Below are 24,305 nucleotides of genomic sequence, written 5' to 3'. Positions count from 1 at the left end.
CAGTTGTGGTGAATGCGCAGGCTGATGCGCGAGAGCATACGGTGCCGCCGTCTGCCAAGTAGGCACCCAAGCCGGTACATACTACGCCTGATGAAGCTTATAGCAGAAACCAATAGGTCGCGTAGTCTCCCACGTACCGGTATGGTGGGAGAGTGAGGTAGACATTACAGCCGGAGATCAGCACCGGCCACCATAATTCCAATTTCAAGCCCTGAGTTAATAGCTCGGGGCTTTTTGCATTTAGCGTCATCCAAAACCAACCAACCGCACTCACACATTCCTTGTCATGGCATGGATACGGATGACGCTATTCCCTAATTAATTACTCAGCGCCTAACCTACGGGGAGGTGGATATGCGTATGCCATGGAAAAATGAACCAAACATCATTTCCATGCTTATTGCCTTTGGTATGACTCTCATCGGAGCCGTGGCCAGTTACTCATTCAAGGTTTTGAACGGTGAGGCATTTAGCTGGAGAACATTAGTACTACAGATAATTGTCTCCATTTTCTCAGGGATGATCATGATGATGGCTGCTTTGCATTATGGCTGGTCTGCTGAGGTGATTGGTGCGGCATGTGGCATGGCCGGTTGGTCTGGGGCATCGCTAATAAAAGCCATTGAGCGTCGAATGTTAAACAAAGCATCTGGAGGCATTGATGCGAGCAAGTGAGAACGGCATCAACCTAATCAAACAATTTGAAGGCTGTCGATTAACTGCATATCAGGATAGCGTCGGCGTCTGGACCATTGGCTATGGCTGGACACAACCGGTAGATGGAAAACCTGTTGGCAATGGCATGACCATCACCCAGCAGAAAGCGGATGACCTATTAAAGCAAGGCGTCGTCCAGTACGAGGCAGGCGTGCATGGTCTGGTTACTGTGCAGCTCAATCAGAATCAGTACGATGCGCTCGTCGATTTCGCTTACAACCTCGGCGTTAACGCGCTGAAAGGCTCAACCCTGTTGAAGAAACTCAACGCTGGCGATTATGCCGGTGCAGCTAACGAGTTTACAAAGTGGAATAAGGCAGGCGGTAAAGAGTTGGCCGGTCTAACGCGGCGTCGTGAGGCAGAGAAGTCTCTGTTTCTGTCATGAGTAGAATCACTACCGCGCTAATCGCTATCATCATCGCTCTACTAGTTGGCATGTGGTACGCGACAAGCCAGATGCAGTCTCTAAGCACTCAGCTGAAAGAAATCACTCAGGTATCCAATCAGCAGAAAGCAGACCTCGAAAACATCCAGCGGCAACGAGTACAGGCCGCCGAGCTCGATATCAAAGTCACTCAGGAATTAGCTAATGCAAAAAGTGAAATTGAAACTCTTCGTGTTGGCCTTAACACTGGCACTAAGCGGCTGCGCATCGCGGCCAGTTGTCCAAAGCTGCCCGAAACCACCGCCGCCACCGGCAAGCCTGATGCAACCAGCCCCCGATATGATGCAGAGTTTGAACGCAATTATCTCAGTCTCGTCGAACGAATCAAACAATCCGAAACAATGATTAACGGGTTACAGAGTTATATCCGCACTCAGTGCCAATAGAGCAATTCTCTACGAAAAAAAGGAAATGAAATGAGTTTCAAACATGAATTAGGGCAAGTGGTTCAGGTAACAATCAGTGGCGAAGAGGGTCACATCAAAGCACGTGCTGAATATACGAACATGTGCAACCAGTACCTGATCCATTATCTAGCCGCCGATGGTCGAGCTGTAGACGCTTGGTTTGAAGAGGGCGAGTTGTCACCAGCCAAGTTAGATTAATAGCAACAAACACCCAATAGAGCCTCACTTCGGTGGGGCTTTTTACATTCAGAGGAAATAAAATGGCTGCACCAATCATGAAGTATTTCGCATATGAACATCTTCCAGCTCATCTACAGGAAGTTAGCAAGCCAATCGGCGAGCCAGCAAAACTGATGGATGAGTCATTGGCTGATGGTGCTGAAAAATCAGCAGGTCTGCGCAAATTACTTGAAGCTAAAGATGCTCTGGTTCGCGCTAAGCTCGGCTAGGAATTACAGATCTATACCCACGCCCAGTACTTAAAATAATAGGAGGTGACCATGCGGGAAGAAGAGCTAAAAAGGCTTGAACCCTTAAATCTCCTGATTTATCAGGGTAAAGCATCCGTTACCACTTTATAGCCTCACTTCGGTGGGGCTTTTTTACAACTGAAGTAAACCATCAGCGCCACGCTCGGCGCAATTCTACCGTAGAACCTTTCAGGATAAGCCTTGAGGAGATCAGCAGTGGTCTGATGAACCCTCTACGGGCTGGTTCTTCCTGAGCGCAAGGTTTATCACTAAAAGGAAGTCATCATGCAATATCCAACGAATATTGTTATCGAAAATATGCCAGTTCGAAATACAGAATTTGGTACTTACAATCTTAATGATTTACACAAGGCGGCAGTGGCGGCTAAGAAGGCCAAGCTTTGGCAAAAGCCAAGTAAGTTCCTTAAAGCAGATGGTATCAAGGGTTATGTCGATGAAGTGACCAAGGAGCTAAAAAGCACCTTGGAACAAAATCAAATACTTAGAACCATTCATGGAGGCTCCGAGCGAGGTACGTGGGCGCATGAGCTTATTGCTCTCAGATACGCAGCTTGGTTATCTCCAGCATTTGAATTGAAGGTATATCAAACATTCAGAAGCGTGATATTAGGGCAGGTTAGTAAGTTTGCTCAGGCAAACCTGCTAGAGCTTAAATATCAGTCTAAAAAGCGTCGCGTGAGTACTGCCGCCAGAATAATGAACAAATGGGGTGTTGGTGGTGAGAAAAACCAATTGGAGTCTCAGCGTAAATTACTAGCTGAAGAGATTCAGGTTACGATCCCCGGTCTGCCGGAGGGAAAACCATGATGAATAATGAAACCTCATGTGATTTCTTCTGCTCTCGCGTGGCAGAGGCTTATTTACTTCACCTAGTGGCTATATGGCGTCGTCCAATCTACCGATATGCAACTGGGGATATTGAAGTAAGCCACTCATTCTTATGGGGTCTCCTCGACGGATATCCAAAAGACCGAATGACAAGTAGCTATAGAGCAAAGTTTTACTCAAAGCTTCTGAAAAAATTTGATCCCACTCCAGCCAAAGGCGCAGTGATATGCGGCGGTAAAGTTCCAGAGCTAAGCAAGCGCGGCATAAAATATATGAACGCCTTAGTTCATGGATTTGGCGACATGCTAGAAGACATTGGCGACAGGGATGAATATGGGCTGCTAACGATACCGAAAGGTGAGCTCAATGACCAAATCTGAATACAATCGTATTGATTACATAGAAGAAGTCATGGGAAACGCATTTAAGCTTCTCGATACGGGAAGAGTGGCAGCGGCTAAGGAAATTATTCGCGCAGTAAATCTTCAATTACGAGTGCTAAAGCGCACAGGCGAAAAGCGATACGGTAATCCAAGTAAAGCGGAAGAATGAAGTCAGTTAGCACCTCTGCGAAGCGGGGCGAGTCTGGCTAACCAAATTCATTTACCGAACCAAAAGAAGCAGCAGGAGAGTATGCAAAAGAGGCTGACCGCGCTTATAGCGCCGGACGAACCTGTGAACGCATCTATGATTCCGCCGCAACAGTGAATCCTTAGATACCAACGTAATACCTTTGCAATACCGATCGTTTTGAACGATCGATAAACGATAATTGATCTATACAACCAATTTTAACCATAATCTTCATGCTGTTATCTTCGCTTTTATTTGGGGAAGGAACTCAGCGTGAAGTTTTCCAATGGTGTAAAAGCGGTATTTATATCGTTAGGTATTGGGTTGGTATGCATTATTGGTGCTTTAAACTGGGCTATAAACGGAACTACTTCTCGTGGTGGCAAGTTAGAAATGCCAAAGCCCCAAGGAAAAGAATTCAGATGCGGCGACCAAGCAACGGTGGTAACTCAAAGCCGGTTGTCTGAGATGTTGAATAGAGCGCCCCTCGGTATGTGTGTAAGTCGCATTAATGATGGTACGTTCGTCGTCAGAGAGATGGCGGTGATACAGAGATGATAAAGCCCGCCTCAAGTAGGCATAACAACATAGGTCACCGCTGGTGGCCTTTTTTATTGGAGAGCCGCCATGAATAACAAGAGCAATGGACGGACTGTAAAGCCCAAGCACCTCTTCTTACGCCCTGATACCCAAATCATTACTGATAGAAAAGGAAAGATAGTTGCGGTTATAGGCTGCCTCAAAGACATAAAACTAAATACCGGGATGCAGTCATCATTTAAAAAAGCGTTGTCCCAAAATTTTTAAGTTGGTGGCTTTGCTGACGTTATTTTATTTTCTGCTGATTTATAGATTTGACCATTCGTGCAAGGCTATTCAAAAACAATCAATGCAGGGAGTTTTATACCTTTTTACCCACGTTTTCGGAAAACGTCAGCCCGAGCAGGCAAAACGGCGTGACAGCTGCGAGAGCGCAGTTTTTACGATTTGCGCAAAAGCGCATTTACCTTTGGAGAAGTCGCCATGGCTAAACAAGATTGGGCAGCCAGGCAAAAGGAATATTTAGCCGCATTCATCAGCACTGGCGTATCACCGAAAGAATGGTGTGAAGCAAAAGAAATTAATTACACATCAGCCCGCCGGTATATCAAGAAGCCCACAAAGACTTCCGCAAAAACTGCGCAGAATAAAACTGCGCAATCTGCGCAAACACGAATGCGCAAAGCGCAGGCATCGAAAAGCGCAGCCATATTAATCAATGATGAAGACCTAAACGATCAGCAAAAACAATTTGTCATTGAATATCTAAAGGATAAACACGCCACGCAAGCCGCTTTACGCGCGGGCTATAGTCCTAAAAGCGCCTCTACACTCGGTTATCAGTTGCTACAAAAACCGCATGTTAGAGCCGCAATTGATAAGCAGCTGCGCGCCGCGGCCGAGTTATCGCTGGTTTCCGCGGCCGATGTTATCGCGCAGATGTGGCAATTAGCAACGCTCGATGCCAATGAAATTTCAGAGTTGCGCCGCGGGTGTTGCCGCCATTGCTGGGGCATTGGTCACGCTTACGAATGGACGGCCGACGAATACCGGTTGGCATGCGAGAAGGCGGAGCGTGCCGAGAAAGACGCGCCCGACTGCGCTGGCGGCCTTGATTACTTAAAGACGCGTGAACCTAATCCCGATTGCCCCGAATGCGGTGGTGAAGGTATTAGCCGCGTACACATACACGACACGCGCGAATTATCCCCGCTAGCCCGTTTGGCTTATGCCGGCGTGAAGCAAACCAAGAACGGGATCGAAGTCTTAACAATCAGCAAAGAAAAGATGCTGGAGAATATCGCCCGCGCATTAGGGGCGCTTGAATCACCGGAAGATAAGGCCATTAAACGCGCCCGCCTTGAGCGTGAAAATCTGGAAACTCAGAAGATACGCAACGAGCTTAGCCGGCCGGATGATCGATCAGGCTTCGAGGAAGATTACCAACTGCAAACGGTGAGCCCTGATGAACCAATCCCCGACGAGCCGATCCTCTAACTTAGCGCCTGTTTTAACGCCAAAGCAGGCCAATATTTATGCCTGGGGATGGCAGCCTAAAGCCCGTTTCCGCGATGCTGTTTGCGGCCGCCGCTTCGGGAAAACATTCTTAGGCAAAGCTGAAATGCGCAGAGCGGCGCGGCTGGCCGTGAAATGGGGCGTTAGTGTTGAGGATGAAATCTGGTACTGCGCGCCCACGTTTAAACAGGCTAAGCGCGTTTTCTGGCGCCGTTTAAAGCAATCAATCCCGCCGCACTGGCGCGCTGGCAAGCCGAACGAAACCGAATGCGTTATTACGCTGAAAAGCGGACATATAATGCGATGTGTTGGCCTGAACAACTACGACGACTTGCGCGGATCCGGTCTTTTCTTTGCGCTGGTCGATGAGTGGGCCGATTGTCCGTATGAAGCGTGGGAAGAAGTATTGCGCCCCATGCTTTCATCCTGTCGCTATTACGTGAACGGTGAAGAACGTCGCGGCGGCCATGCGCTACGCATCGGAACGCCGAAAGGGTTTAACCATTGTTACGATACTTGGCAAGACGGCAAAGACGGTGGTGAGCCCGATCATAAAAGCTGGCTTTATACGTCATTGGATGGCGGAAACGTACCGCCGGAAGAAATCGAAGCGGCCCGTCGCAAGATGGATCCGCGAACATTCCGGCAAGAATACGAAGCCAGTTTCGAGAACTACAAAGGCGTTGTTTATTATTGCTTCAATCGCGCGCTGAATCATACAGACGACACGATAAAGCCTGATGATGAGCTGCATATCGGGATGGACTTCAACGTCGAACATATGGCCGCCGTTGTGTACGTTCGGAAAGGCAAGAACGCGATCAGCGCCTTGGCCGAGCATATGGAGATATTCGACACGCCGGCGATGATCATAGAGCTGAAGAAGCATTATCCGAATCATAAGATTTATGTATATCCCGATGCTTCAGGTCAAAACCGAAAATCAAACAACGCCAGCCAGTCAGACTTGTCTTTGCTTGAAGACGCCGGCTTTATTGTGCGCGTTAACGATTCAAACCCTGCCGTAAAAGACCGCATCAACGCGGTTAACTCGATGTTATGTAATACCTACGATGAACGGCGCATGAAAGTTAATACCAAAAAATGCCCAATCTATACCAAGTGTTTAGAGCGCCAAATCTATAACGACGCAGGCGAGCCGGATAAAAAAGGCGGCTTCGATCATGCGGTCGATGCTGGTGGCTATACGATCATTAAACTCTTCCCACTTGGGCCTAAGAATATTTACGAAAATGATTTCATGGGGTCTGCGTACTGATGAGCAACAACAACGATGTAACCTTTACGCGGCCCGAATATCAAGCCGCATCAGAGCAATGGAAGAAAAACCGCGATGTATGCAGCGGGCCGATCGCTGTTAAAGCTGCCGGTAATGTTTATCTACCGATGTTGAGCCCGAACGATAAAACAGCGTTAAATCAACAGCGAAACGCGGACTATTTAAAGCGCGCCGTGTTTTACGGCATCGTGGGGCATACTCGGATCGGGCTTCAGGGTTTGGCATTCCGCAAGCCGCCGGCGTTAGAAATTCCCGACAAAATGGATAAGCTGAAAACTAACGCTGATGGATCTAACACTAGCATTATTCAGCAATCCCAATTCGCGCTCGAATCCGTTTTGGAAGTCGGCCGCCATGGTCTCTACGTCGATTATGCAGCCTCGGGAGAGCAGAGCATTATCGTAGCTTATCGGGCCGAGGATGTGCCGAACTGGCGCGTTGAAAATATTGGCGGCATGAATAAATATACGTTAATTGTTCTGCGCGAATGTATCGAAAAACCGGATGGATTCGGCTTCAAAGACGAAATTCAATATCGCGTTTTGTACCTTAAAGACTCCCGTTTTTTTGTCGATATTTGGACAAAAAGCAGTGAAGCTGCCGGCGCGTATTCTATTAGTTCAAAAATTGAACCTAAGCCGAAAGGAAAAACGCATTGGGACGAGATCCCGTTTACTTTTATTGGCGCTCAGAATAACGACGCCGTGATCGACGACGCGCCTTTATCGTCGTTGGTCGAAATCAACCTGGGCCATTACCGCAACTCAGCCGATTATGAAGATAGCGTTTTCTTTTGTGGGCAGGCCCAGCCTTGGGTAAGTGGCGCGGATACAGATTGGCGCGAATACATTAAGAAAAACGGCATCGCCTTTGGTTCACGTAATCCAATTATGCTACCCAAGGAAGGCTCTTGCGGCATCATGCAGGGCCAGCCGAATATGATTGTTCGCGAAGCCATGAACGATAAAGTTGATTACATGATTAAGCTTGGAGCCCGTTTGCTTGAGCAGAACGCCACGGCGAAGACTGCGACGCAATCTAGCGGCGAGCAAGCCGCGGCTACGTCAATTCTTGGCCTTTGCTGCGCTAACGTATCAGCGGCTTACACGCAGGCGCTTAAATGGTGCGCGCGTTACATGGGCCAGTCTGAAGAGAATATCAAGTATGAGCTGAATCAAGACTTCATCGCCAAGTTAGTAGATCCGCAGACCATCACGGCACTGGTTTCTGCCTGGATGAATAAAGCGCTTCCTATCGCTGATCTTATTCGACAACTGCAAAAGATGGACGTTATCGATCCTGGTAAGGATTTCAATGCAATCATGGACGAGTTAAACAGCGAAGGCCCGAACTTCATGGCCGGCGGTAGCAACGGCGCACAATAGCCAGCAAGGGTGAAACATGGCAACGGTAAACGAAAGACTTAGCGAGGAAGCAATCGCCCATACGTTGTTTGTAAGCCGTTATTCAACCGGCGTAGCGAAAAAGATGATTAAGATCCTTAATCAAAGCGATGCGGAGTTATCCGCCAAGCTTTTCGCCGCGCTGGATGAATTAGAGCCAGACAGTTTCACGGTGAAACGCCTTGAAAGCCTCTTAGGCGACGTTCGAAAGGTGAACGAAATAGCGACACAAAGCATGCTTGCTGGCTTGCAAACCGAAATCAAAGATTTTGCCAAGCATGAAGCCGGCTATCAGTTAGATTTGTTTTCATCTCTTCTGCCTGCGGAAGTGTTAGAGCGTTTCCCGTTGGCTGGCATATCGTTTGAACAGGTATACGCGGCGGCAATGTCTAAGCCGTTCCAAGGCCGCTTGCTGAAGGATTGGGCCAGTAACCTTGAGTCAGACCGCCTGAAGCGCATCACCACTGCCGTAAGTAATGGCTTTCTTCAAGGCGAAACCGTTGAAACAATTATTCGACGGGTGCGTGGTACCAAAGGGGCCGATTATAAAGACGGTGCCTTGCAGGTTAGCCGCGCCAACGCGGCAAGCATTATCAAAACAGCGGTTAACCATACGGCCGCGGAAGCGCGCGAGAAATTCGCTAAAAACAATAGCGATATTATTAAGGCGAAGCAGTGGAGCAGCACGTTAGACACGAAGACTTCGGCGCAGTGCCGGATCCGCGATCGTCTAATGTATTCACTCAAAAACAAGCCGCTCGGCCATAAAATTCCGTATCTACAAGGCCCTGGCAAAATTCATTTTTGCTGCCGCAGCAGCGAAAAGTTTGTTACTAAATCATGGCGGGAACTTGGTTTCAAAAAGGGCGAGCTAAGCGGTGCCACGCGCGCAACGATGGACGGACAGATCCCCGCCGAAACATCATATTTAGAATGGTTATCTAAGCAATCAGCATACCGGCAAGATCAGGTTCTAGGCGCTGAGCGTGGGCGGATGTATCGTGCAGGCGAAATTAAGCTTAGTGATATGTATACAGATAACGGCGAATGGCTAACGCTAGCGCAGTTAAAAGAGATAGAAACAGCCGGACGTAAGTCCGGTTTTTCTTTGGCTGATGCTAAAACGCTGCGTGATATTGAAAATGGCATGCAAGGTGTTATCGCTAACCAGTTGCATTTTCCCGATGGAACGCCAATTGAATCTGCTAAAGAAGCAGCGCAAGCGATGAGCGATGTGTTAACTAAGTTCAACCTTGCGCCGCTTTCTTCATTCAGCGAGCGAGAAGGGATGAAGGCATCTGCCGCAGGGGCTTACTTCAAGGAAAATCAGTCTATTCATATTTCAGCTTGGGCGTTAGAGCAACAACGATGGGACGAAATTCGTAAGAATGGATCTGATGTTGATTTTCTTTCTATGCTACCTATCAAACAGCTAGATATGGTTAATGTCGCAGCAGAGAAAGCCGCTAAGGGATTTGCTTTTGAATATGCAGCAAAGCAATCTGTAGCGGGTACTGTTACCCATGAAATGGGACATCACCTTTATTATTCTAATCTTGATGAGCTGGAATATCTTTCCACAAAAGCTTATCAGGCGGGCTGGTGGCGCCCCGTAAGCTACTATGCTGCAAGTAATGAGCGAGAGCTATTTGCTGAGGCCGTCGCGCTTTATATGTTGGGCGATGAGAGTGAGCATAAACGAATAAACCCGGAGCTTTTAGAATGGCTGAAGAAAAATTCCCGTACTTAAAACAGGCAACAGAGCCATACCACGCCAACCCAAGGCCAGATAACCTACTGGATGCCTTAGAAGCATTGAGCGATAAGGCAGGCGGAAATACGCCAGAAGCGCACATGATCGGGGGGTTGATTAGCGCGGCTGTGATGGATGATGTCAATAAAGACAGTTAATTAATCGAGGTTACATTATGACAGCATGCGAAATCAAAGAACGTATTGAGGCTGAAATAGGCGAGTTTATCGGTCTGAAATGCCGTGAATTGAAAGAGCAAACTGGTTTGAACGTGGTTTCAATGGAAGTTTTACCGCGCCCGATGCGCAATGACGCTGAATGGAAAGGCCCCTATGTAAGAATTACGCTAACCTAATAACAAATAATAGCGCTACGCGGGCTGCATTAGGCGAGCGCCGCTAAAGTAATGCAACTGCATAGCTTAAAATTACGCTTTGCCATAAAGCGCACAGCGAATAATAGAGTAGGTTAAAAATGGCTAAAATTGATATTTTCGTTAAAAACCTAACGCGCAATCCCGGCGGCATGGTGCGAGGTGCCGAACTTCATTACCGGATCATGAGCGGCGAAATGGTTATTCATGAAAATGTGGTATTCGGTAAAGCCGATGAGTATCACGCGATTTACATCATTGAAGGCGTTCCCATCGATAGCCTGAAGCTTTTTTACGGAAGCAATGCAGATTATGTAACGCTATCCGCAAACGAAGTTAAGGAAAGTGCAACCCGCATAAATGAATATGTAGCCGCAATGGCCGCGCCGATTTATACGCCGATCCCATGTGAGCGCGAAGAATACCAGCCGCACTAGTTAGCGGCATTACATCGAATCTTTTAAATGGCTGCCTAGGGCGGCTTTTTTTATATCTGAAGCACGGCCCCGCCTAAAAACGGGGCTTTTTTTATGGGCGAGGCCCGCAACAACTCCCGAGGGGAATGATCATGCTTTATCGCAATTTGTTTATTAAATACTACGCAGCAGCAGGAGAAGGCGAAGGCGCCGCGGGCGGCGAAGGTGGTGGCGTTGAAATTACGCCAGAAATCCAAGCGCTAATCGATCAACAGGTGGCTACTCACGTAACCGGCTTGAAATCGAAAAATAGTGAATTACTCGGCAAGCTTAAAGAGCAAGGCGATAACTTGAAGCGTTTCGACGGCATTGATCCCGATGCGGTGCGCACTATCTTGCAGCGATTTTCCGACGACGAAGAAGCCAAGCTAATCGCCAACGGACAGATCGACGAAGTATTAAATAAACGTACAGAGCGCATGCGCACTGATTCCGATAAGCAAATCAAAGCCGCAAATGACCGCGCAGATAAAGCGGAAGCGTTTTCAAACAAATTCCGTGATCGCGTTTTAGGCGATTCAATCCGCGCAGCTGCGCTGAAGGCTGGCGCAATCCCTGATGCCGTAGACGATTTAATCCTACGCGCTAAAGGGCTTTTCCAAGTTAACGAGGAAGGCGAGGCCGTAGCCGTTGATAAGGATGGTAACCAGTTATTAGGCAAGGACGGCAAAACGCCGCTTTCGCCTTTTGAATGGGCCGAATCAATGAAAGACACGGCGCCGCATTTGTGGCCGCGCGCTGAAGGTAGCGGAGCTGGCGCACACAAAAATGGCGGTGGCAATCTGAAACGCTCTGAAATGAGCCAATCGCAGAAAAACGAATTTATTCGAACTAACGGCCAGCAGGCCTATTTACGACTTCCGAAATAAGGATTTAAAGATATGACCACTACAGTAAACAGTGATCTGATTATTTATAACGATTTGGCGCAGACTTCCTATTTAGAGCGTCGCCAAGATAACTTGGATGTTTTCAATGCGTCTTCTAATGGCGCCATCGTTTTAGATAACGAAATGATTGAGGGCGATTTCAAAAAGCGCGCTTTCTACGTTCTCGGCGGCACTATCGAACATCGTGATGTTAATTCCGTTGATAAAGTAACCAACAAGAAGATCGGAGCGGGCGAAGCCGTAGGCGTGAAGGCACCATGGAAATATGGCCCTTACGCGACGACTGAAGAAGCATTCAAGCGCCGCGGGCGTGCGCTAGATGAATTCTCTTCCGTAGTTGGCACCGATGTTGCCGATGCGACGCTGGAAGGCTTTGTGAAATATGCCATTAGCGCCGCCGTTGCAGCCATTGGCGCTAATACCGATATGGTTGTTACTGCCGACATCGCAACCGATGGTAAAAAAACGCTGACCAAAGGCATGCGTAAGTACGGCGATAAATTCGGCCGTATTAGTCTTTTTGTTATGCATTCCGCTTCCTACTTTGACATTGTTGATGAGGCGATCACTAACAAGCTTTATGAAGAAGCCGGCGTGGTAGTTTATGGCGGCCCGCCTGGTACGCTGGGTAAACCGGTTCTAGTGACCGATACCGCGCCAGTCGATGTCATCTTGGGCTTGTTGCCTAACGCTATCGCGATTACCGAGTCGCAAGCACCGGGTTTCCGCTCTTTCGACATCAACGATGAAGAGAACCTGAGCGTTGGTTACCGCGCGGAAGGCACCGTGAACATTGATATGCTTGGTTATAGCTGGAATGAAACTACCGGCGGCGCTAACCCTGATTTAACCAAGATCGGCACCGCGGATAACTGGAAGAAATACGCCAAAGACAACAAAGTAACCGCAGGCGTGATGATCAAGCTGAAGGCGGCCAGCGCGGGGGAGTAACACTATCGGCGGATAAAACATCCGTCACCGCCGATGGAACTGATAGCGCTACAATTTCCCTAACGTTTACCAAAAACGGCCAGCCAGTAAGCGGGGCGGCCGTTACTTGGAAGACGACTGCGGGAACTTTGAGCACTGAATCAGGTAAGACGGGCGCAGCAGGTGGCGCTACGACTAAATTGTCGTCTAATGCCGCCGGCGCCGCAGTAGTAACGGCAACCGTTAACGGCGTTGAAGCCACGACGGAAAGCATCACCTTTAATGCGGCTAACGTTGCAGTAACTGGTGTAACGATTGATCCGGCTACTGCTGATGTGGCGATCGGTGCGAAAGTGAAATTAGCAGCAACAGTGGCGCCTACAAACGCAACCAATAAGGCCGTTAAATTCACCACGTCTGATGCGGCTATCGCTACCGTAGATGAAGCAACCGGCGAGGTTACCGGCGTTGCAGCTGGCGCGGCCGATATTACTGTTACAACTATGGATGGCAATAAAACCGCCGTCAGTAAAGTAACGGTACCGACAGCATAACTGATGCGTTTATAAACAAGGGGCTTCGGCCCCTTTTTCTTTGCAGGGGGATTAATGCTAGTCACCGATCCAACATCACCGGATTTTAATAGCTATGCATCAGCGGATGATTTGTCCAAGTACGCCGAAGGGCGCGATCTAGAGCTGCCGGAAAAAACAGAGCCGCTACTCATTAAGGCGATGGATTATCTAACCGGCTTAAACTGGCAGGGGCAGCGCACCAAAGACGATCAGCCGTTGGCGTGGCCGCGTTCTAACGTTGTCTTTGATGGTCGTTTATATCCTAAAGACAAGATCCCGCGCGAATTGGTCACCGCACAATGCATGCTCGCAATCGAAGCCAAAGAAGGTGATTTACTGGCTTCTAACCGTGAAGCCGCTATCAAGCGCGAACGCATTGAAGGCGCTATCGATACCACTTACGCGATCGCGGATGGCGAATCTTTCAAGCCGTCTTATCCGGCCGTTGATTCGATGCTGCGCGAATTCACCACTAGCACTTTTGAGGCTAACGCCATCGCGAGGCGCGCGTAATGACTACTATCGCTTTTGACGGTAAGACGCTTGCGACTGATTCGCTCGTCACATACGACGATATGCGAGCCGGCACCATAAATAAGATTGCCAATGTTGTTGGCGGGGTACTTGCCACCGCAGGGAATCAAGAAGATGGATTATTGGTCGTGCAATGGTTCAATGCAGGGCGCAAAGAAACCCGGCCGGTTTTAACAAGTTTTGTCGGTCTATTCATTCCTAATGACGGCAGCGCACCGCAGGAATTCGGTGAAAAGCTAATCCCAATGGCTATTCCTAAATTCCCTTGGGTAGCTGGTACCGGTAAAAGCTTTGCGTTAGCTGCCATGCTGGCCGGCAAGGATGCGGTAGAAGCGGTAAGAATCGCCATTCAATTAGATATTTATTCCGGCGGGGATGTGAATTGCTATGAAATGGATAAACAGCATCACTATAGCGTGGCTACATCTTTGGATTTGGATTCATGGGCTCGCAGCGCGGCGGCTGAGTCTGGAAAAATTAACTAGCTTGCTAAGGAGTTGCGGCCATGAACTACCTGAAAGCGCAGTTAAGAGCGGCCAAGTCAATCGCGAAGAATGGGAAGAAGTTTGCCCTTTGGCGTGGTGGCGGGGTCGAAAACATAGGCGGCATCGAGGTTGAAACGCCGGAAGTAAGCCTGGCGATCACCGGAATTGTGGTGCAGTACAAATTAAACGAAATCGACGGAACGCTAATTGAATCTGGCGATTTTCAAATTATAGCCACGGCCGAAACTGAAATTAAGATAGACGATTGGATCGATGTAGACGGCCGCCGCTATCGAGTTATAGCACCTAACCCCATCAAGCCGGCTGGCGTTCTCATTTTATATAAACCACAGCTAAGGGCCTAGTCATGGCAAATAGCGATCAGTTTATGGCATCTATCAATCTATTCGTTGATGGCTCGAAAAATAAGATGGACGAAGTAGTAAGGCGAACGGGGATAAAAATTCTTGCGCGCCTTGTAGATATGTCACCCGTTGGTAATCCTGAAATATGGGCCATTAATCAGACTGCGGCCCAATATAACCGCGCGGTATACGAGGCCAACGAGGCCGCTAAGCAGGATCCGGCTAATCTGACCAAAACGGGGCGACTGAAGAAGAAAGCCCGCGTTTCGGACAGTATGGATATTAAAGCGCCGGCAGGATATACCGGCGGCCGCTTCAAGGGTAATTGGCAAATAGGAATAGATCACGAACCTAGCGGAGAAACAAACCGCGTAGACGCGGGCGGATCTACAACTATGGCAACGGGGAACATGGTTTTAGAGCAATTCAAAGTAGGCATGCGTACCATTTATTTTGTGAACAACGTTCCCTATGCCTACCGGTTAGAAGTCGAAGGCCATTCACAGCAGGCACCGGAAGGAATGATCCGCGTAACCGTGAAGGATTTTCCAAGCATTTTTCGCGAAGTTATGCAGGAGGTTAACGGCTAAATGTCAACGACACTAATCACGCAGCTTTTAGAATCAAAGTTGGCCGGCGTGGCCGCGACGCTAGGCTTAGAAATCGCGATGGAAAATATCAGTTTCAAGCCTAAAGACAGCAAAGCAATTTATCTGCGCTCGCATATCTTGCCTGCTAAAACGCTTGGCATTGATATTGCCGGCGCGCTGCAAGTCTTCCGCGGCGTGTTTCAAGTGGATGTGGTAGCGCCTGCGGGCTCAGGCAAGACGAAAGCGGGAGAGGTGGCAGATAGTATCCTGAAAGCCTTTCCGGCCGGCTTGGAGCTAACCAGCGGCGAATTTACCGCATACATTGAATCGGTACCGTATCGAATGCGGCCGCTTCCTAGTGATACCCGTTATTTAATCCCCGTTAATATCGATTATCGGGCCGACACCGTTACAGGATGAAATAATCATGGCAGAAATTAAAATCAAAATTGATAGCAGCGATATTGACGCGGCGATCGCTAAGGTTTCGCATCTTCTCGAACTGGTTGAACGCCTGCCAGCTGGCTTGCTGGGTACTGGTACCGAATCGAAAGAGGTGCAATCCGAATCAGTGAAGGTTTTCATTAATGAAGCGTTTATCAATAAGAAGGCTGTTACAGCTGCCAACGTTAGCGAAGTTATCGAAAACGCGATCGCCAATAGTAAGGAATTTGAAAAGCCGAAAAATGGCGAGCCCGTCTACTATGCCCCCGCTTTCACTATTGAACAGGCGCCTTATGCTGAGGACTTGCCATTAGGGCAAAAGCAATTATCCAACGGAGATATCAATGCATTAATTCGCACTGGTATTTCAACGGCCTTACGCCCCGGCGGTTCTATCTGGCAAGCATTAAACGGTAGATAACATTCCGCACCAAGCAAAACCAAACACACCGCCATTAGGGCGGTTTTTTTATACCTAAAATTGGAGTATTCCCTATGGGCTTTGCATTGCCTAACGGCTCGCATGTTTATCTTGCTAAAACATATGCGGAAGCCGAAACCGTCACCGCAGCAACCAACGCGGCCGAAACTGTTTTCACTACTGCCGAAGCAACCAAGGCAAAAGCCGGCGATATTATTCACATCCGCTCGGCGTGGCCTGGTCTTGATGAGGTTATCGCGCGAGTTAAAGAAGCCTCTGAATCCTCTGTAACGCTCGAAGATATTAATACGTTGAACACCGGCGATTTTGCCGCTGGTGGCGGCGCAGGTAGCTTCCGAGTCATTAAGTCATGGGAGGAAATGTCTCAAATTACTGAAGTGGCTAGCTCAGGTGGTGAACAGCAGAGCATACAGCTTCAGTTCTTATCCGATACAACGCAGCGCAACGTAAACACGTTCAAAACTGCCCGCGTCCAAACATACACAATTGCCCATGATTCAAGCCTTCCGTTTTATGACCTATTGCGACAAGCGGATAGCTCGCAAGACACCTTAGCCGCTTACATGTTTGTACCGAAGGCAAAAGAGAATCGCTACTGGTCTGCTAAGGCATCCTTTAACGATATTCCTAATACTGCGGTGAACACGGTTGAAACGGTCACGGCAACGCTAAACCTTCAATCTGGTTTGACTGCCTATAAACAGGCTAGCGCTACTGCGCCAGCGAGCGCCGCCGCACCAAAAAAATAACAATGTTTATTTAATGCCAATAGCCCGCACTGACGGGCTATTCCTTCCGATATCCGAAATAATTTAATTCAATAGGAAACAATTTTCATGGCTAAAAAAGTCTGCTTCAACCCTAACCCTACCTTCTCCATTCCAGTGATGATTCCCCGTGCTGGAGATGATGATGGCGAACTGATCATTACATTCAAGAATAAACAACGCGCAGAGCTTGAATCCTTAGAAAAAGCGCTAAGCGAAAAGCTCGCCGTGCAACGTGAAGAGAATAAATTTACCAATGAGCCCACCGCGGATTATTTGATGGAAATTTGCCAAGGCTGGGAACTGCCGGAAGAGTTCAATCGCGATAATGTGATCACCCTTTTGGAAAACTACGCGCGCGCGTTTGATTCTATTTCCAGTGCCTACACCCGCGAAATGATGGCGATCCGCGAAAAAAACTAATAGCGCTTGCCGAGGCATTCTATACGCCTGAAATCCCCATAAATAACGCCTTTGGCTTTAGCCCCGATGATTACGATGATGAAATCGTGGAAATCTGGCCGGATATTGCACCCGCCTTTAACGTGTTCATATGCATGGCTACGCAATGGCGAACCGGCATGAATGGCGTTAGCGGCTTGGATTATAACTGCCTGCCGTGGCTTATGAAGGTGAAAGGCGTAGAGGATGAGGCAAGCGCGTTTAGTGATCTTAGAGTTATGGAAGCCGCCGCACTTCGGTTACTTCATAAAAACACCTGATTTAGCCCTGAAGAAACCAGACAAAAAACAATAAGGCCTCACTTCAGTGAGGTTTTTTATATGCATTTCCTGCGCATTCGCGTGCGCATATCCCAATGAGAGCTTTCCGTAGTGTGAGTCTGAGATAGGGCGGTGGATTTCATCGTTCCGCTCTCGGCCGCCCATATCTACGCGAACAGGCTCGCACCACAGAAAGGTAAATACGATGAGCGATGTTATCCCTTTAAATTATGACGGTCTCCGCATTCGCTTCAATGATGAGGGCTGGATTAACGCTACTGATGTGGCGGAAAAATTTAATAAAGAGCCAACCGCATGGCTTAGGCAGATCGACGCACTTGAATACATGTCTGCATTGAGTAAGAAGTTATTTGGTAAATCTGGCTTTCTGACAGAAATTAATGAAATCAGAGAGTTAGATACATCTTCTGCTTCGGCAAGGGCAAAGGTTCTGAGGCTAGTAAAGAGTAGTGGTCTAGTAAGTACCAAGACTGGACCTCAGGGTGGAACATGGATTCATCCAAAGTTAGCGATACGGTTCGCACGGTGGCTTTCAGTAGATTTTGAAATTTGGTGTGACGAGCAAATTGACTTAATCATTCGTGGGCAGGTAATTAGCTACACCGACAAGCAAATTATTGAACTCCTTACCCATCAAGAGGCAACTACATGGGAGAAGAGGTTTAAAGCTCCATTCTATTCAGCACTATCCAAATTAACGCGGCTTCCATATAACGGTCACATTGGCGGATGCCCTGCATTATTTGGGAAAATTACCGCTGATTGGGTGTATGGGGTAGCGCTCCCAGATGTTGTTTACGACTCTGTGAAAGGTAAAACAAACGGCCGAGAGAAAATTCACCAATTCCTTAAGCCTGAATTATTGGCCGCAGTAGAGTATCAACTGATGTCGGTGACGGCTCTTGCAAGTGGCTGTGTAGACTACAAAGATTTTGAGGCCAGATGTACCGCAGCATATGGGGTGAAAGGGCAACTTAAGCTTATTTATCCATCGTCAGCGGCATGACTCATTTAAATCTAAAAATCCAAGATGGAACGCTAATTTCACCATGGCGCTTAACCTGTTTACAAAATTAACAAGGCCTCACCTAAGTGAGGTCTTTTTTATAGGATAAATAAATTGTGAGGGCTATATGGCCGATGAAATTGGCAAGATTTCACTAGTAGCAGATACCAGTAGCCTAGAACGTGCTACCAACGAATTAGATAAATTCGCAGCTTCCGGCAATAAAGCGGCAACGGCAGCCGATAGCCTGAATGATTCAAACGCGCAAACATCGGCAAAAATAAAAGATGTAAACGCCGCGTTTGCAGCCGGTGCCGCAGTGAGAGAGCAAACCCGCCGATCTTACGAAGGAACAACGAAAGAGCTTCAAGGTTTACAGCGCGAGTTAGTCGCTATTCGTGGGCGGGTTGATCCGGTTGGCGTGGCATTCGACAACTTGGCGGCAATGTCAGACAAACTACGCGAAGGCTTGCGACAAAAGCTTATCGACCCGTCAGATTACGCCGCCAGTGTTAAAGGTATCGATAACCTAACATCAGCTTTAGAGCGATCAGTTTATGAGAGCTCAGCCGCAGGGAAAGCCGCCAAGGAAGCTGCGCAGGCTGATAAAGTCGCCACCGTGGCGAAAGAATCTTTTATTAGTCGATTGCGTGAACAAGCCGAAACGCAAGGAAAAACCAATTCCGAAATTATGGCCTATCGTGCCGCGCAGCTGGGCGCCACGAAAGAAGCCGCACCATTCATTGCAAGCCTTAAGCAGCAAGAGGACGCTTGGAAGAAAGGCACCATCTCGGCAGGACAATACCGCCAAGCAATGCGCCAACTCCCTATGCAGATAACCGACGTTGTAACGTCACTCGCATCTGGTATGCCTATCTATATGGTAGCTATACAGCAGGGTGGGCAGATTAAAGATTCTTTCGGCGGTATGGGTAATGCAGCCAAGGCTCTTATCTCTCAGTTAACACCAATGCGATTATTGGTGGGTGGGCTTGCAACTGGCGCCGTAGCATTGGCTACAGCCTACTACCAAGGCTCACAAGAAAGCCAAGAGTTCAATAAACAGCTAATCCTAACCGGAAACTATGCTGGCGTGACAACTGATCGCCTTAATGAAATGGCTAAAACGATAGCCAAATCAGGCGGAACGCAGGGCGCAGCAGCGGCGGCACTGGCTAAGGTTGCTGGTTCAGGTGCTTTCAGTTCGTCCCAGCTCGAGAGCGTTACGCGTGCAGCGCTGGCGATGGAGAAAGCCACTGGCCAATCAGTAGATGCCACGATAGAGAACTTCAAGCGATTGAAAGAAGATCCACTGCGTGCCGCTCAGGATTTAGATAAGCAATTGCACTTCCTGACCGCTACGCAGTTAGAGCAAATATCTTCACTTTCTGAACAAGGCAGAGCAACTGAAGCCGCAAGCGTGGCTATGGATGCATATTCCAATACCTTAAGAGTTAGATCGGCGGAAATAAAACATAATCTTGGGACAATAGAAACAGCATGGAATTCTATAAAAGGCGCAGCTTCCGACGCTTGGGATTCAATGTTAAATATTGGTAGAGAATCATCATTAAATGAACGAGTTGAATCAACAAGACGACAGTTAGAAATAGCAGAGAAAAATCTCAGGGATGCAGAAAGGCAAAAGCCAGTTGATACAACTGGTTATGGATTTGGGCGCGAAAGTTCGGCGCTTGGAAGTCAGCAAGCAGGTCGGCAATTATCAGAGCAAAAAAATAGAGTTGAAGCTTTACGAAAATCACTTAAGGAACTTAGTGAGCAATCATATTCAGAAGCTTATGCCGCAGGGATAAAAAAACAAAATCAAGATGAAGAGGAGGCGCAAAAACAAAGATTTGATGCAGATCAGAAATGGAAGCGTGAATATGAAAACGCACAGGAAAAGCATCAAAGAACTATTCTTCAAATAAAGAATAGTAGCGCATCAGAAGCGACAAAAAGTGAAGCGCTAATCAGGGAAAATGCAAGGTTTAAAGAAGAGCAGGATCGAAAAACCAAAAAGCCAAAGGCCGTCAAGGCGATCACGGATGATGCCGCTACGAAGGAATTAGCGGCCAGCCAACAGCGGCTAGCTGTTTTACGTGGGCAATCTTCAATCACTGACAAAATGACGCAGCAAGAAAGCCGCTTGCTTGAATTTAATCAGCAGATTGCAGACCTGAAAAACAAATCCATTCTAACCGCCGATCAAAAGTCTTTGCTTTCGCGTGAAAGCGAAATCCGCGCAAGCCTTCAGCTTGAAGCAAATATCGCCAAGGAGAACGCGCAGCGCGATAAAGCCGTAAAGGCTATGAAGACGATGAGCGATTACGCTAAAGAGATTGAAGAGCGTAATAAGCAAGCGGAGAAGAGTTTCGGGAAAACCACGAAGGGAACGCAGCGTGAAGCGCAAGAATCGCAGCTAAATAAGACCTACAACAAATCACTAGATGGTATTACCGATGCGGCTCAGCTAGAAAAAATCGCCGCAGAGTATGTAAGGGCGCGTGACAAGTTGCATGAAGGTTTTAGGGATGAAGACGCGCGCGAATCGGATTGGATTTCTGGCTTAAATCTTGGCATCAATCAGTTTGCCGAAAACTCGCTAAATGTCTTTCAGGCAACGGCTCAAATCGGCCAAACCACAATGCAAAGCCTTTCAGATATGGCAACGGATTTAGCGAGTACCGGCAAAGCAAACATTAAGGAATTTGGAACTTCAATCCTAAAAATGATTTTGCAGGTTATTAATCAGTTGCTTGTGGCTTATGCGATTCAATCAGCGTTAGGGTGGATGAGCGGAGGCGCTTCTTTTTCATCAACTGGCTTAAATGATGGAACAAAAGGGATCCCTATGCCGCCGAAGTTCGATGCTGGTGGCTATACGGGGGATGGCGGCAAGTATGAGCCAAAAGGGATTGTCCACGGTGGCGAGTTTGTTTTCACCAAGGAATCAACGAGCCGGATCGGGACGGATAATCTTTACGCGCTGATGCGTGGCTATGCTAATGGCGGGTTAGTGGGCGGAGCATCAACTGGCCGCGCTCCGATGTTGGGGCTACAAGGTGGAGGAAGCACCAGCGGGCCTATCATTCAAACATCCGTAGTCGTTAATAGCGAAGGAGGCCAGCAACAGCAAGGAGGCAACAGCGATGTGCTAGGCAAAGCTTATCAGCAGGTAATAGACACTTCGGTAAGGGATGGCATATCGAAGGCTTTGCGGCCAGGTGGGTTGATTTGGATGGCCCAAAACAAAAGGTAGAATAGTTACTTCGATAAATGGTGGTGATAGGATGTTACCACCGTTTAACATGGAGTTACGTCATGAATAAAAAGTTTGTGGGGATTTTATTGATACTGATATCTTTTACCGCATTTGCTGACGAAGATATCCCCGCGCCTCTTGGGTTGGTTTGGGGAACTAGTGGTGATGTGCTAAAAAATGAATATTCAGCATCCTTAGATGAAGCAGAACACTCTAGACTCAAGTTCTATGAGATAAATAAAACCCCAATCAACTCAGCTGAATTTAATAAAGTATATGGGTTTGTTGATGATAAATATGGCCTTGTAAAGGTGGTATTGGTTAAAGATATTTCAAGTGATGCGTATGGGTCTGAGGGATTGGAGCTATATAAAAAGTATAAAAATGTATTGCAAGGTAAATATGGTAAACCTAAAAGTTATGAGTACACAGGAAGGGAAGTTTATAAAGAAACGGATGAATTCTATCAATGTTTGAAATATCAAGGGTGTGGAGCAAGAGCATCATTTTTCGAGCCCAAAAAAGACACATCTATATCCGTGTTGTTAAGAGGATGGAAGAGAGGGGAGGGTGATATGGTAATAAGTTACGAATCATTACTTTACTCAAAAGCAAATGAAGAGATACAAAAAGAGACAAATAAAGTCATTTCTGATGGTTTATGACAATAAATTGAAAGAAGCCCACTAGGTGGGCTTTTTGTTGTTAGCAGCATACCTAACTCTATCTCTGCTACCATGCAGCTATATATCATTTGTGAGAGGTGGTGATTGTGAGGATTCTCGGCTTTATTGTTATAGGTATTGGCTTGGTATGGGCGGTTGCGGCCTTACTCATGGACGTAAGCGTGGTAGTTAATGGTGGCTATAGAGTTAACAACATCGGACTACTAGCAACAAAACAAAATAATATAATTATTGGCGGCTTTATTACTTTATGCGGTTTGCTAGTCGCAATATTTGGAGAGCGACTAAAGCTATCGTATAGCCGTATAAAATGCCCCAAATGCGCTGAATTAGTAAGCGCCGAAGCCATTAAATGCAAGCACTGTGGCAGCGATCTCGTGCCGATTAAACCGAATGAGCCCGACACTCAAGGTGAGGTGAAAAATAGCCGACTTGATGGCGTGAACATGAAGTATCCAATTATTCTAGTATTGGTAGTGTTCGCAGCAATCATTACATCAATAGTTTTGTATCGAAACTAACTACGGAACGAATAAGGCCCACTAGGTGGGCTTTTTGTTTTCCATATCATCAACGAACTTTTTAAGTTGGGCATCATCCATATTTTTTATCTGCTCTAATACTGGAGCCATTCCTTCATACCATGTCGCCATTTTTGCCATCAAAAAAGCGAATGAATCAACCCCAGTCTTATCGTTCAAGGCATCATCCAATATTTGGACAATTTCTGAGTTCATCGATCTGCCATTAGCTTTCGCTCTTTCGGCTATAGCATCACGCATCCCTTCAGGCAGGCGAAGCATGAACTTGTCATAGTCTCTTACGTTTTTTTCAGACATAGAATACTCCCATTAAGGGGAGTAATGATAGCACGTTGACAGCATTGGTAAATTGAGTCATGATGACATCATGTCACTGTGACACTATAAGAGGAGATGCATGTGGATATGCTTTATACCCAAAATAAAAGTGAGAAATTCATGCTTCGTTTACCTGAACGCATGAAAGAAGAGATCCGCCGCATGGCAGAGATGGATGGTATTTCAATTAACTCTGCGATTGTGCAGCGTTTGGCTCGTTGCCTGAGAGAGGAAAGGGCGGATGGTCAGTAAAAATAGCGAAACCCCGCAGTGCGCGAACACGAACGGGGTTTCTAACGTCAGCAATCATTGCGAGAAAACCGACATGAACAGTATACAGAACAAAGAATTAACTTTCCACAATACCAACTTCTCCTACATGGAGATGGCAGGGCAAATCTGGCTGACAGCCGCAGAAGTTGGTGAAGCGCTTGGGTACTCTGATGATAAAGCAATCCACCGTCTTTATCGCAAACATGCAGATGAATTTACAGTGAATATGACAGGGGTGGTTAAAGTGACCACCCCCGGTGGAGTACAGGATTCTCGGGTTTTCTCACTTCGCGGCGCACATCTAATGGGGATGTTTTCACGCACCACTGTTGCCAAAGAGTTCCGCCGCTGGGTGCTGGATATTCTGGATCGCGAAGTAGAACAGGGGAACGTTAACCCAGCTTTCGATTTTGAGATGCATTCAAAGAATATGACAGTTGCTCGCAAGCATTTTAAGTTTATCTACGAAGCATGGTGTCATCAGCTAGACCCAGCACTGAGGGCTATAAACTCGCCTGTAGCGGCCGAGTTGGTTGATCACCTCAAATCTCTGGGTTCATTAACTTATGGGATACACCTTGGACTTGAGAGAGCGGAGAAAAGCAAGCCAACTCACTGATTTATGCGAT

General features: G+C 47.4%; 35 protein-coding genes and 2 pseudogenes. 36 read left to right on the top strand and 1 reads right to left on the bottom strand.

From position 1 onward, the window contains the following. Nucleotides 1-354 precede the first annotated feature (354 nt). The 34 genes and pseudogenes from DSM2777_RS20120 to DSM2777_RS19960 all read left to right on the top strand — a co-directional run bounded on the left by DSM2777_RS20120 (nucleotide 355) and on the right by DSM2777_RS19960 (nucleotide 23,064). Nucleotides 355-675, top strand: a complete 321-nt coding sequence (locus tag DSM2777_RS20120) for a phage holin family protein (protein WP_004090831.1) — start codon at nucleotides 355-357, stop codon at nucleotides 673-675. Beyond that, the gene (locus DSM2777_RS20115; RefSeq protein ID WP_061554984.1) at nucleotides 662-1,102 is read left to right on the top strand and encodes a lysozyme; all 441 of its coding nucleotides are present in this window, start codon (nucleotides 662-664) and stop codon (nucleotides 1,100-1,102) included. Before DSM2777_RS20120 ends, DSM2777_RS20115 begins: the two co-directional genes overlap by 14 nt. Then, entirely contained in the window at nucleotides 1,099-1,548 is a 450-nt protein-coding gene (locus tag DSM2777_RS24590; protein ID WP_061554983.1) for a lysis protein, read from the top strand. The genes DSM2777_RS20115 and DSM2777_RS24590 overlap by 4 nt, the downstream gene beginning before the upstream one ends. 30 nt (nucleotides 1,549-1,578) lie before the next feature. After that, nucleotides 1,579-1,767, top strand: coding sequence for a hypothetical protein (locus DSM2777_RS20105; protein WP_061554982.1), 189 nt, complete (start codon nucleotides 1,579-1,581; stop codon nucleotides 1,765-1,767). A gap of 62 nt (nucleotides 1,768-1,829) precedes the next feature. Beyond that, nucleotides 1,830-2,018, top strand: coding sequence for a hypothetical protein (locus tag DSM2777_RS20100; RefSeq protein ID WP_061554981.1), 189 nt, complete (start codon nucleotides 1,830-1,832; stop codon nucleotides 2,016-2,018). Nucleotides 2,019-2,324: 306 nt separating this feature from the next. Next, a complete protein-coding gene (locus DSM2777_RS20095; RefSeq protein WP_061553700.1) occupies nucleotides 2,325-2,867 on the top strand; it encodes a KilA-N domain-containing protein in 543 nt (180 codons plus the stop codon). Then, nucleotides 2,864-3,268, top strand: a complete 405-nt coding sequence (locus tag DSM2777_RS20090; protein WP_061553979.1) for a hypothetical protein — start codon at nucleotides 2,864-2,866, stop codon at nucleotides 3,266-3,268. Before DSM2777_RS20095 ends, DSM2777_RS20090 begins: the two co-directional genes overlap by 4 nt. Further along, on the top strand, nucleotides 3,255-3,440 hold the full coding sequence (locus DSM2777_RS20085) for a hypothetical protein (protein ID WP_061553980.1): 186 nt from the start codon (nucleotides 3,255-3,257) through the stop codon (nucleotides 3,438-3,440). The genes DSM2777_RS20090 and DSM2777_RS20085 overlap by 14 nt, the downstream gene beginning before the upstream one ends. A 98-nt stretch (nucleotides 3,441-3,538) precedes the next feature. Continuing rightward, a pseudogene (locus tag DSM2777_RS25200) lies at nucleotides 3,539-3,604 on the top strand (hypothetical protein); the annotation flags it as partial. 130 nt (nucleotides 3,605-3,734) lie between these two features. Next, complete coding sequence (locus DSM2777_RS20080) at nucleotides 3,735-4,019, top strand: hypothetical protein (protein ID WP_061554980.1); 285 nt, start codon at nucleotides 3,735-3,737, stop codon at nucleotides 4,017-4,019. A 69-nt stretch (nucleotides 4,020-4,088) separates the two neighbouring features. Then, nucleotides 4,089-4,268, top strand: coding sequence for a hypothetical protein (locus DSM2777_RS20075; RefSeq protein ID WP_061554324.1), 180 nt, complete (start codon nucleotides 4,089-4,091; stop codon nucleotides 4,266-4,268). Between the two features lie 216 nt (nucleotides 4,269-4,484). Then, nucleotides 4,485-5,498, top strand: coding sequence for a terminase small subunit (locus DSM2777_RS20070; RefSeq protein ID WP_061554325.1), 1,014 nt, complete (start codon nucleotides 4,485-4,487; stop codon nucleotides 5,496-5,498). Then, nucleotides 5,467-6,795 carry a phage terminase large subunit family protein gene (locus DSM2777_RS20065; protein WP_061554326.1) on the top strand — a complete coding sequence of 443 codons (1,329 nt, stop codon included), beginning with the start codon at nucleotides 5,467-5,469 and terminating at the stop codon, nucleotides 6,793-6,795. Before DSM2777_RS20070 ends, DSM2777_RS20065 begins: the two co-directional genes overlap by 32 nt. After that, the gene (locus tag DSM2777_RS20060; protein WP_061554327.1) at nucleotides 6,795-8,201 is read left to right on the top strand and encodes a DUF4055 domain-containing protein; all 1,407 of its coding nucleotides are present in this window, start codon (nucleotides 6,795-6,797) and stop codon (nucleotides 8,199-8,201) included. Before DSM2777_RS20065 ends, DSM2777_RS20060 begins: the two co-directional genes overlap by 1 nt. A 16-nt stretch (nucleotides 8,202-8,217) precedes the next feature. Next, nucleotides 8,218-9,300, top strand: a pseudogene (locus DSM2777_RS25035) (phage minor head protein); the annotation flags it as partial. Between the two features lie 641 nt (nucleotides 9,301-9,941). Continuing rightward, nucleotides 9,942-10,130 carry a hypothetical protein gene (locus DSM2777_RS20050; RefSeq protein WP_061554979.1) on the top strand — a complete coding sequence of 63 codons (189 nt, stop codon included), beginning with the start codon at nucleotides 9,942-9,944 and terminating at the stop codon, nucleotides 10,128-10,130. A 17-nt stretch (nucleotides 10,131-10,147) separates the two neighbouring features. Further along, nucleotides 10,148-10,327, top strand: a complete 180-nt coding sequence (locus DSM2777_RS20045; protein WP_061554329.1) for a hypothetical protein — start codon at nucleotides 10,148-10,150, stop codon at nucleotides 10,325-10,327. A 119-nt stretch (nucleotides 10,328-10,446) separates the two neighbouring features. Then, nucleotides 10,447-10,782 (top strand): hypothetical protein, encoded by a 336-nt coding sequence (locus tag DSM2777_RS20040; RefSeq protein ID WP_061554330.1) that lies wholly within the window; start codon nucleotides 10,447-10,449, stop codon nucleotides 10,780-10,782. Between the two features lie 131 nt (nucleotides 10,783-10,913). Further along, complete coding sequence (locus DSM2777_RS20035) at nucleotides 10,914-11,690, top strand: hypothetical protein (protein ID WP_061554331.1); 777 nt, start codon at nucleotides 10,914-10,916, stop codon at nucleotides 11,688-11,690. Nucleotides 11,691-11,702: 12 nt separating this feature from the next. Continuing rightward, nucleotides 11,703-12,662 carry a major capsid protein gene (locus tag DSM2777_RS24770; protein WP_061554978.1) on the top strand — a complete coding sequence of 320 codons (960 nt, stop codon included), beginning with the start codon at nucleotides 11,703-11,705 and terminating at the stop codon, nucleotides 12,660-12,662. After that, nucleotides 12,584-13,195: an Ig-like domain-containing protein gene (locus DSM2777_RS24765; protein WP_156088371.1), complete on the top strand. Its 612-nt coding sequence runs from the start codon at nucleotides 12,584-12,586 to the stop codon at nucleotides 13,193-13,195. Before DSM2777_RS24770 ends, DSM2777_RS24765 begins: the two co-directional genes overlap by 79 nt. Before the next feature lie 54 nt (nucleotides 13,196-13,249). Then, complete coding sequence (locus DSM2777_RS20020) at nucleotides 13,250-13,729, top strand: DnaT-like ssDNA-binding protein (protein WP_061554334.1); 480 nt, start codon at nucleotides 13,250-13,252, stop codon at nucleotides 13,727-13,729. Beyond that, entirely contained in the window at nucleotides 13,729-14,235 is a 507-nt protein-coding gene (locus DSM2777_RS20015) for a hypothetical protein (protein WP_061554335.1), read from the top strand. Before DSM2777_RS20020 ends, DSM2777_RS20015 begins: the two co-directional genes overlap by 1 nt. Nucleotides 14,236-14,255: 20 nt before the next feature. Further along, nucleotides 14,256-14,600: a hypothetical protein gene (locus DSM2777_RS20010; RefSeq protein WP_061554336.1), complete on the top strand. Its 345-nt coding sequence runs from the start codon at nucleotides 14,256-14,258 to the stop codon at nucleotides 14,598-14,600. A 2-nt stretch (nucleotides 14,601-14,602) separates the two neighbouring features. Then, nucleotides 14,603-15,190, top strand: a complete 588-nt coding sequence (locus tag DSM2777_RS20005; RefSeq protein WP_061554337.1) for a hypothetical protein — start codon at nucleotides 14,603-14,605, stop codon at nucleotides 15,188-15,190. After that, nucleotides 15,191-15,610: a phage tail terminator-like protein gene (locus DSM2777_RS20000; protein ID WP_061554338.1), complete on the top strand. Its 420-nt coding sequence runs from the start codon at nucleotides 15,191-15,193 to the stop codon at nucleotides 15,608-15,610. It abuts the gene before it with no gap. A gap of 7 nt (nucleotides 15,611-15,617) precedes the next feature. After that, nucleotides 15,618-16,055: a hypothetical protein gene (locus DSM2777_RS19995; RefSeq protein ID WP_061554339.1), complete on the top strand. Its 438-nt coding sequence runs from the start codon at nucleotides 15,618-15,620 to the stop codon at nucleotides 16,053-16,055. Nucleotides 16,056-16,129: 74 nt separating this feature from the next. Next, nucleotides 16,130-16,825 (top strand): phage tail protein, encoded by a 696-nt coding sequence (locus DSM2777_RS19990; protein ID WP_061554340.1) that lies wholly within the window; start codon nucleotides 16,130-16,132, stop codon nucleotides 16,823-16,825. Nucleotides 16,826-16,912: 87 nt separating this feature from the next. Next, nucleotides 16,913-17,266, top strand: coding sequence for a phage tail assembly chaperone (locus DSM2777_RS19985; RefSeq protein ID WP_061554341.1), 354 nt, complete (start codon nucleotides 16,913-16,915; stop codon nucleotides 17,264-17,266). An 86-nt stretch (nucleotides 17,267-17,352) separates the two neighbouring features. After that, the gene (locus tag DSM2777_RS19980; protein ID WP_335340651.1) at nucleotides 17,353-17,565 is read left to right on the top strand and encodes a DUF1799 domain-containing protein; all 213 of its coding nucleotides are present in this window, start codon (nucleotides 17,353-17,355) and stop codon (nucleotides 17,563-17,565) included. 205 nt (nucleotides 17,566-17,770) lie between these two features. Next, nucleotides 17,771-18,592 (top strand): KilA-N domain-containing protein, encoded by an 822-nt coding sequence (locus tag DSM2777_RS19975; RefSeq protein WP_061554342.1) that lies wholly within the window; start codon nucleotides 17,771-17,773, stop codon nucleotides 18,590-18,592. Nucleotides 18,593-18,719: 127 nt separating this feature from the next. Continuing rightward, entirely contained in the window at nucleotides 18,720-21,854 is a 3,135-nt protein-coding gene (locus DSM2777_RS19970) for a phage tail tape measure protein (RefSeq protein WP_061554977.1), read from the top strand. A gap of 62 nt (nucleotides 21,855-21,916) precedes the next feature. Continuing rightward, nucleotides 21,917-22,522 (top strand): hypothetical protein, encoded by a 606-nt coding sequence (locus DSM2777_RS19965; RefSeq protein ID WP_061554976.1) that lies wholly within the window; start codon nucleotides 21,917-21,919, stop codon nucleotides 22,520-22,522. Nucleotides 22,523-22,629: 107 nt separating this feature from the next. Continuing rightward, complete coding sequence (locus DSM2777_RS19960; protein WP_061554975.1) at nucleotides 22,630-23,064, top strand: zinc ribbon domain-containing protein; 435 nt, start codon at nucleotides 22,630-22,632, stop codon at nucleotides 23,062-23,064. 21 nt (nucleotides 23,065-23,085) lie between these two features. On the opposite strand, the gene DSM2777_RS25105 is transcribed toward DSM2777_RS19960, so the two are convergent. Beyond that, nucleotides 23,086-23,382: an Arc family DNA-binding protein gene (locus DSM2777_RS25105; RefSeq protein ID WP_269465575.1), complete on the bottom strand. Its 297-nt coding sequence runs from the start codon at nucleotides 23,380-23,382 to the stop codon at nucleotides 23,086-23,088. Nucleotides 23,383-23,484: 102 nt separating this feature from the next. Here DSM2777_RS25105 and DSM2777_RS19950 point away from each other — a divergent pair, with 102 nt between their 5' ends. Next, nucleotides 23,485-23,655, top strand: a complete 171-nt coding sequence (locus tag DSM2777_RS19950; RefSeq protein ID WP_156088325.1) for an Arc family DNA-binding protein — start codon at nucleotides 23,485-23,487, stop codon at nucleotides 23,653-23,655. Beyond that, nucleotides 23,645-24,295: a BRO-N domain-containing protein gene (locus DSM2777_RS23930; RefSeq protein WP_071889953.1), complete on the top strand. Its 651-nt coding sequence runs from the start codon at nucleotides 23,645-23,647 to the stop codon at nucleotides 24,293-24,295. The genes DSM2777_RS19950 and DSM2777_RS23930 overlap by 11 nt, the downstream gene beginning before the upstream one ends. Nucleotides 24,296-24,305: the final 10 nt, after the last annotated feature.

It is taken from the genome of Obesumbacterium proteus (genome assembly GCF_001586165.1).
Classification (GTDB): Bacteria; Pseudomonadota; Gammaproteobacteria; order Enterobacterales; family Enterobacteriaceae; genus Hafnia; species Hafnia protea.
Note: the sequence above shows the minus strand (reverse complement) of the source record. Positions and strands in the feature narration are given on the sequence as shown.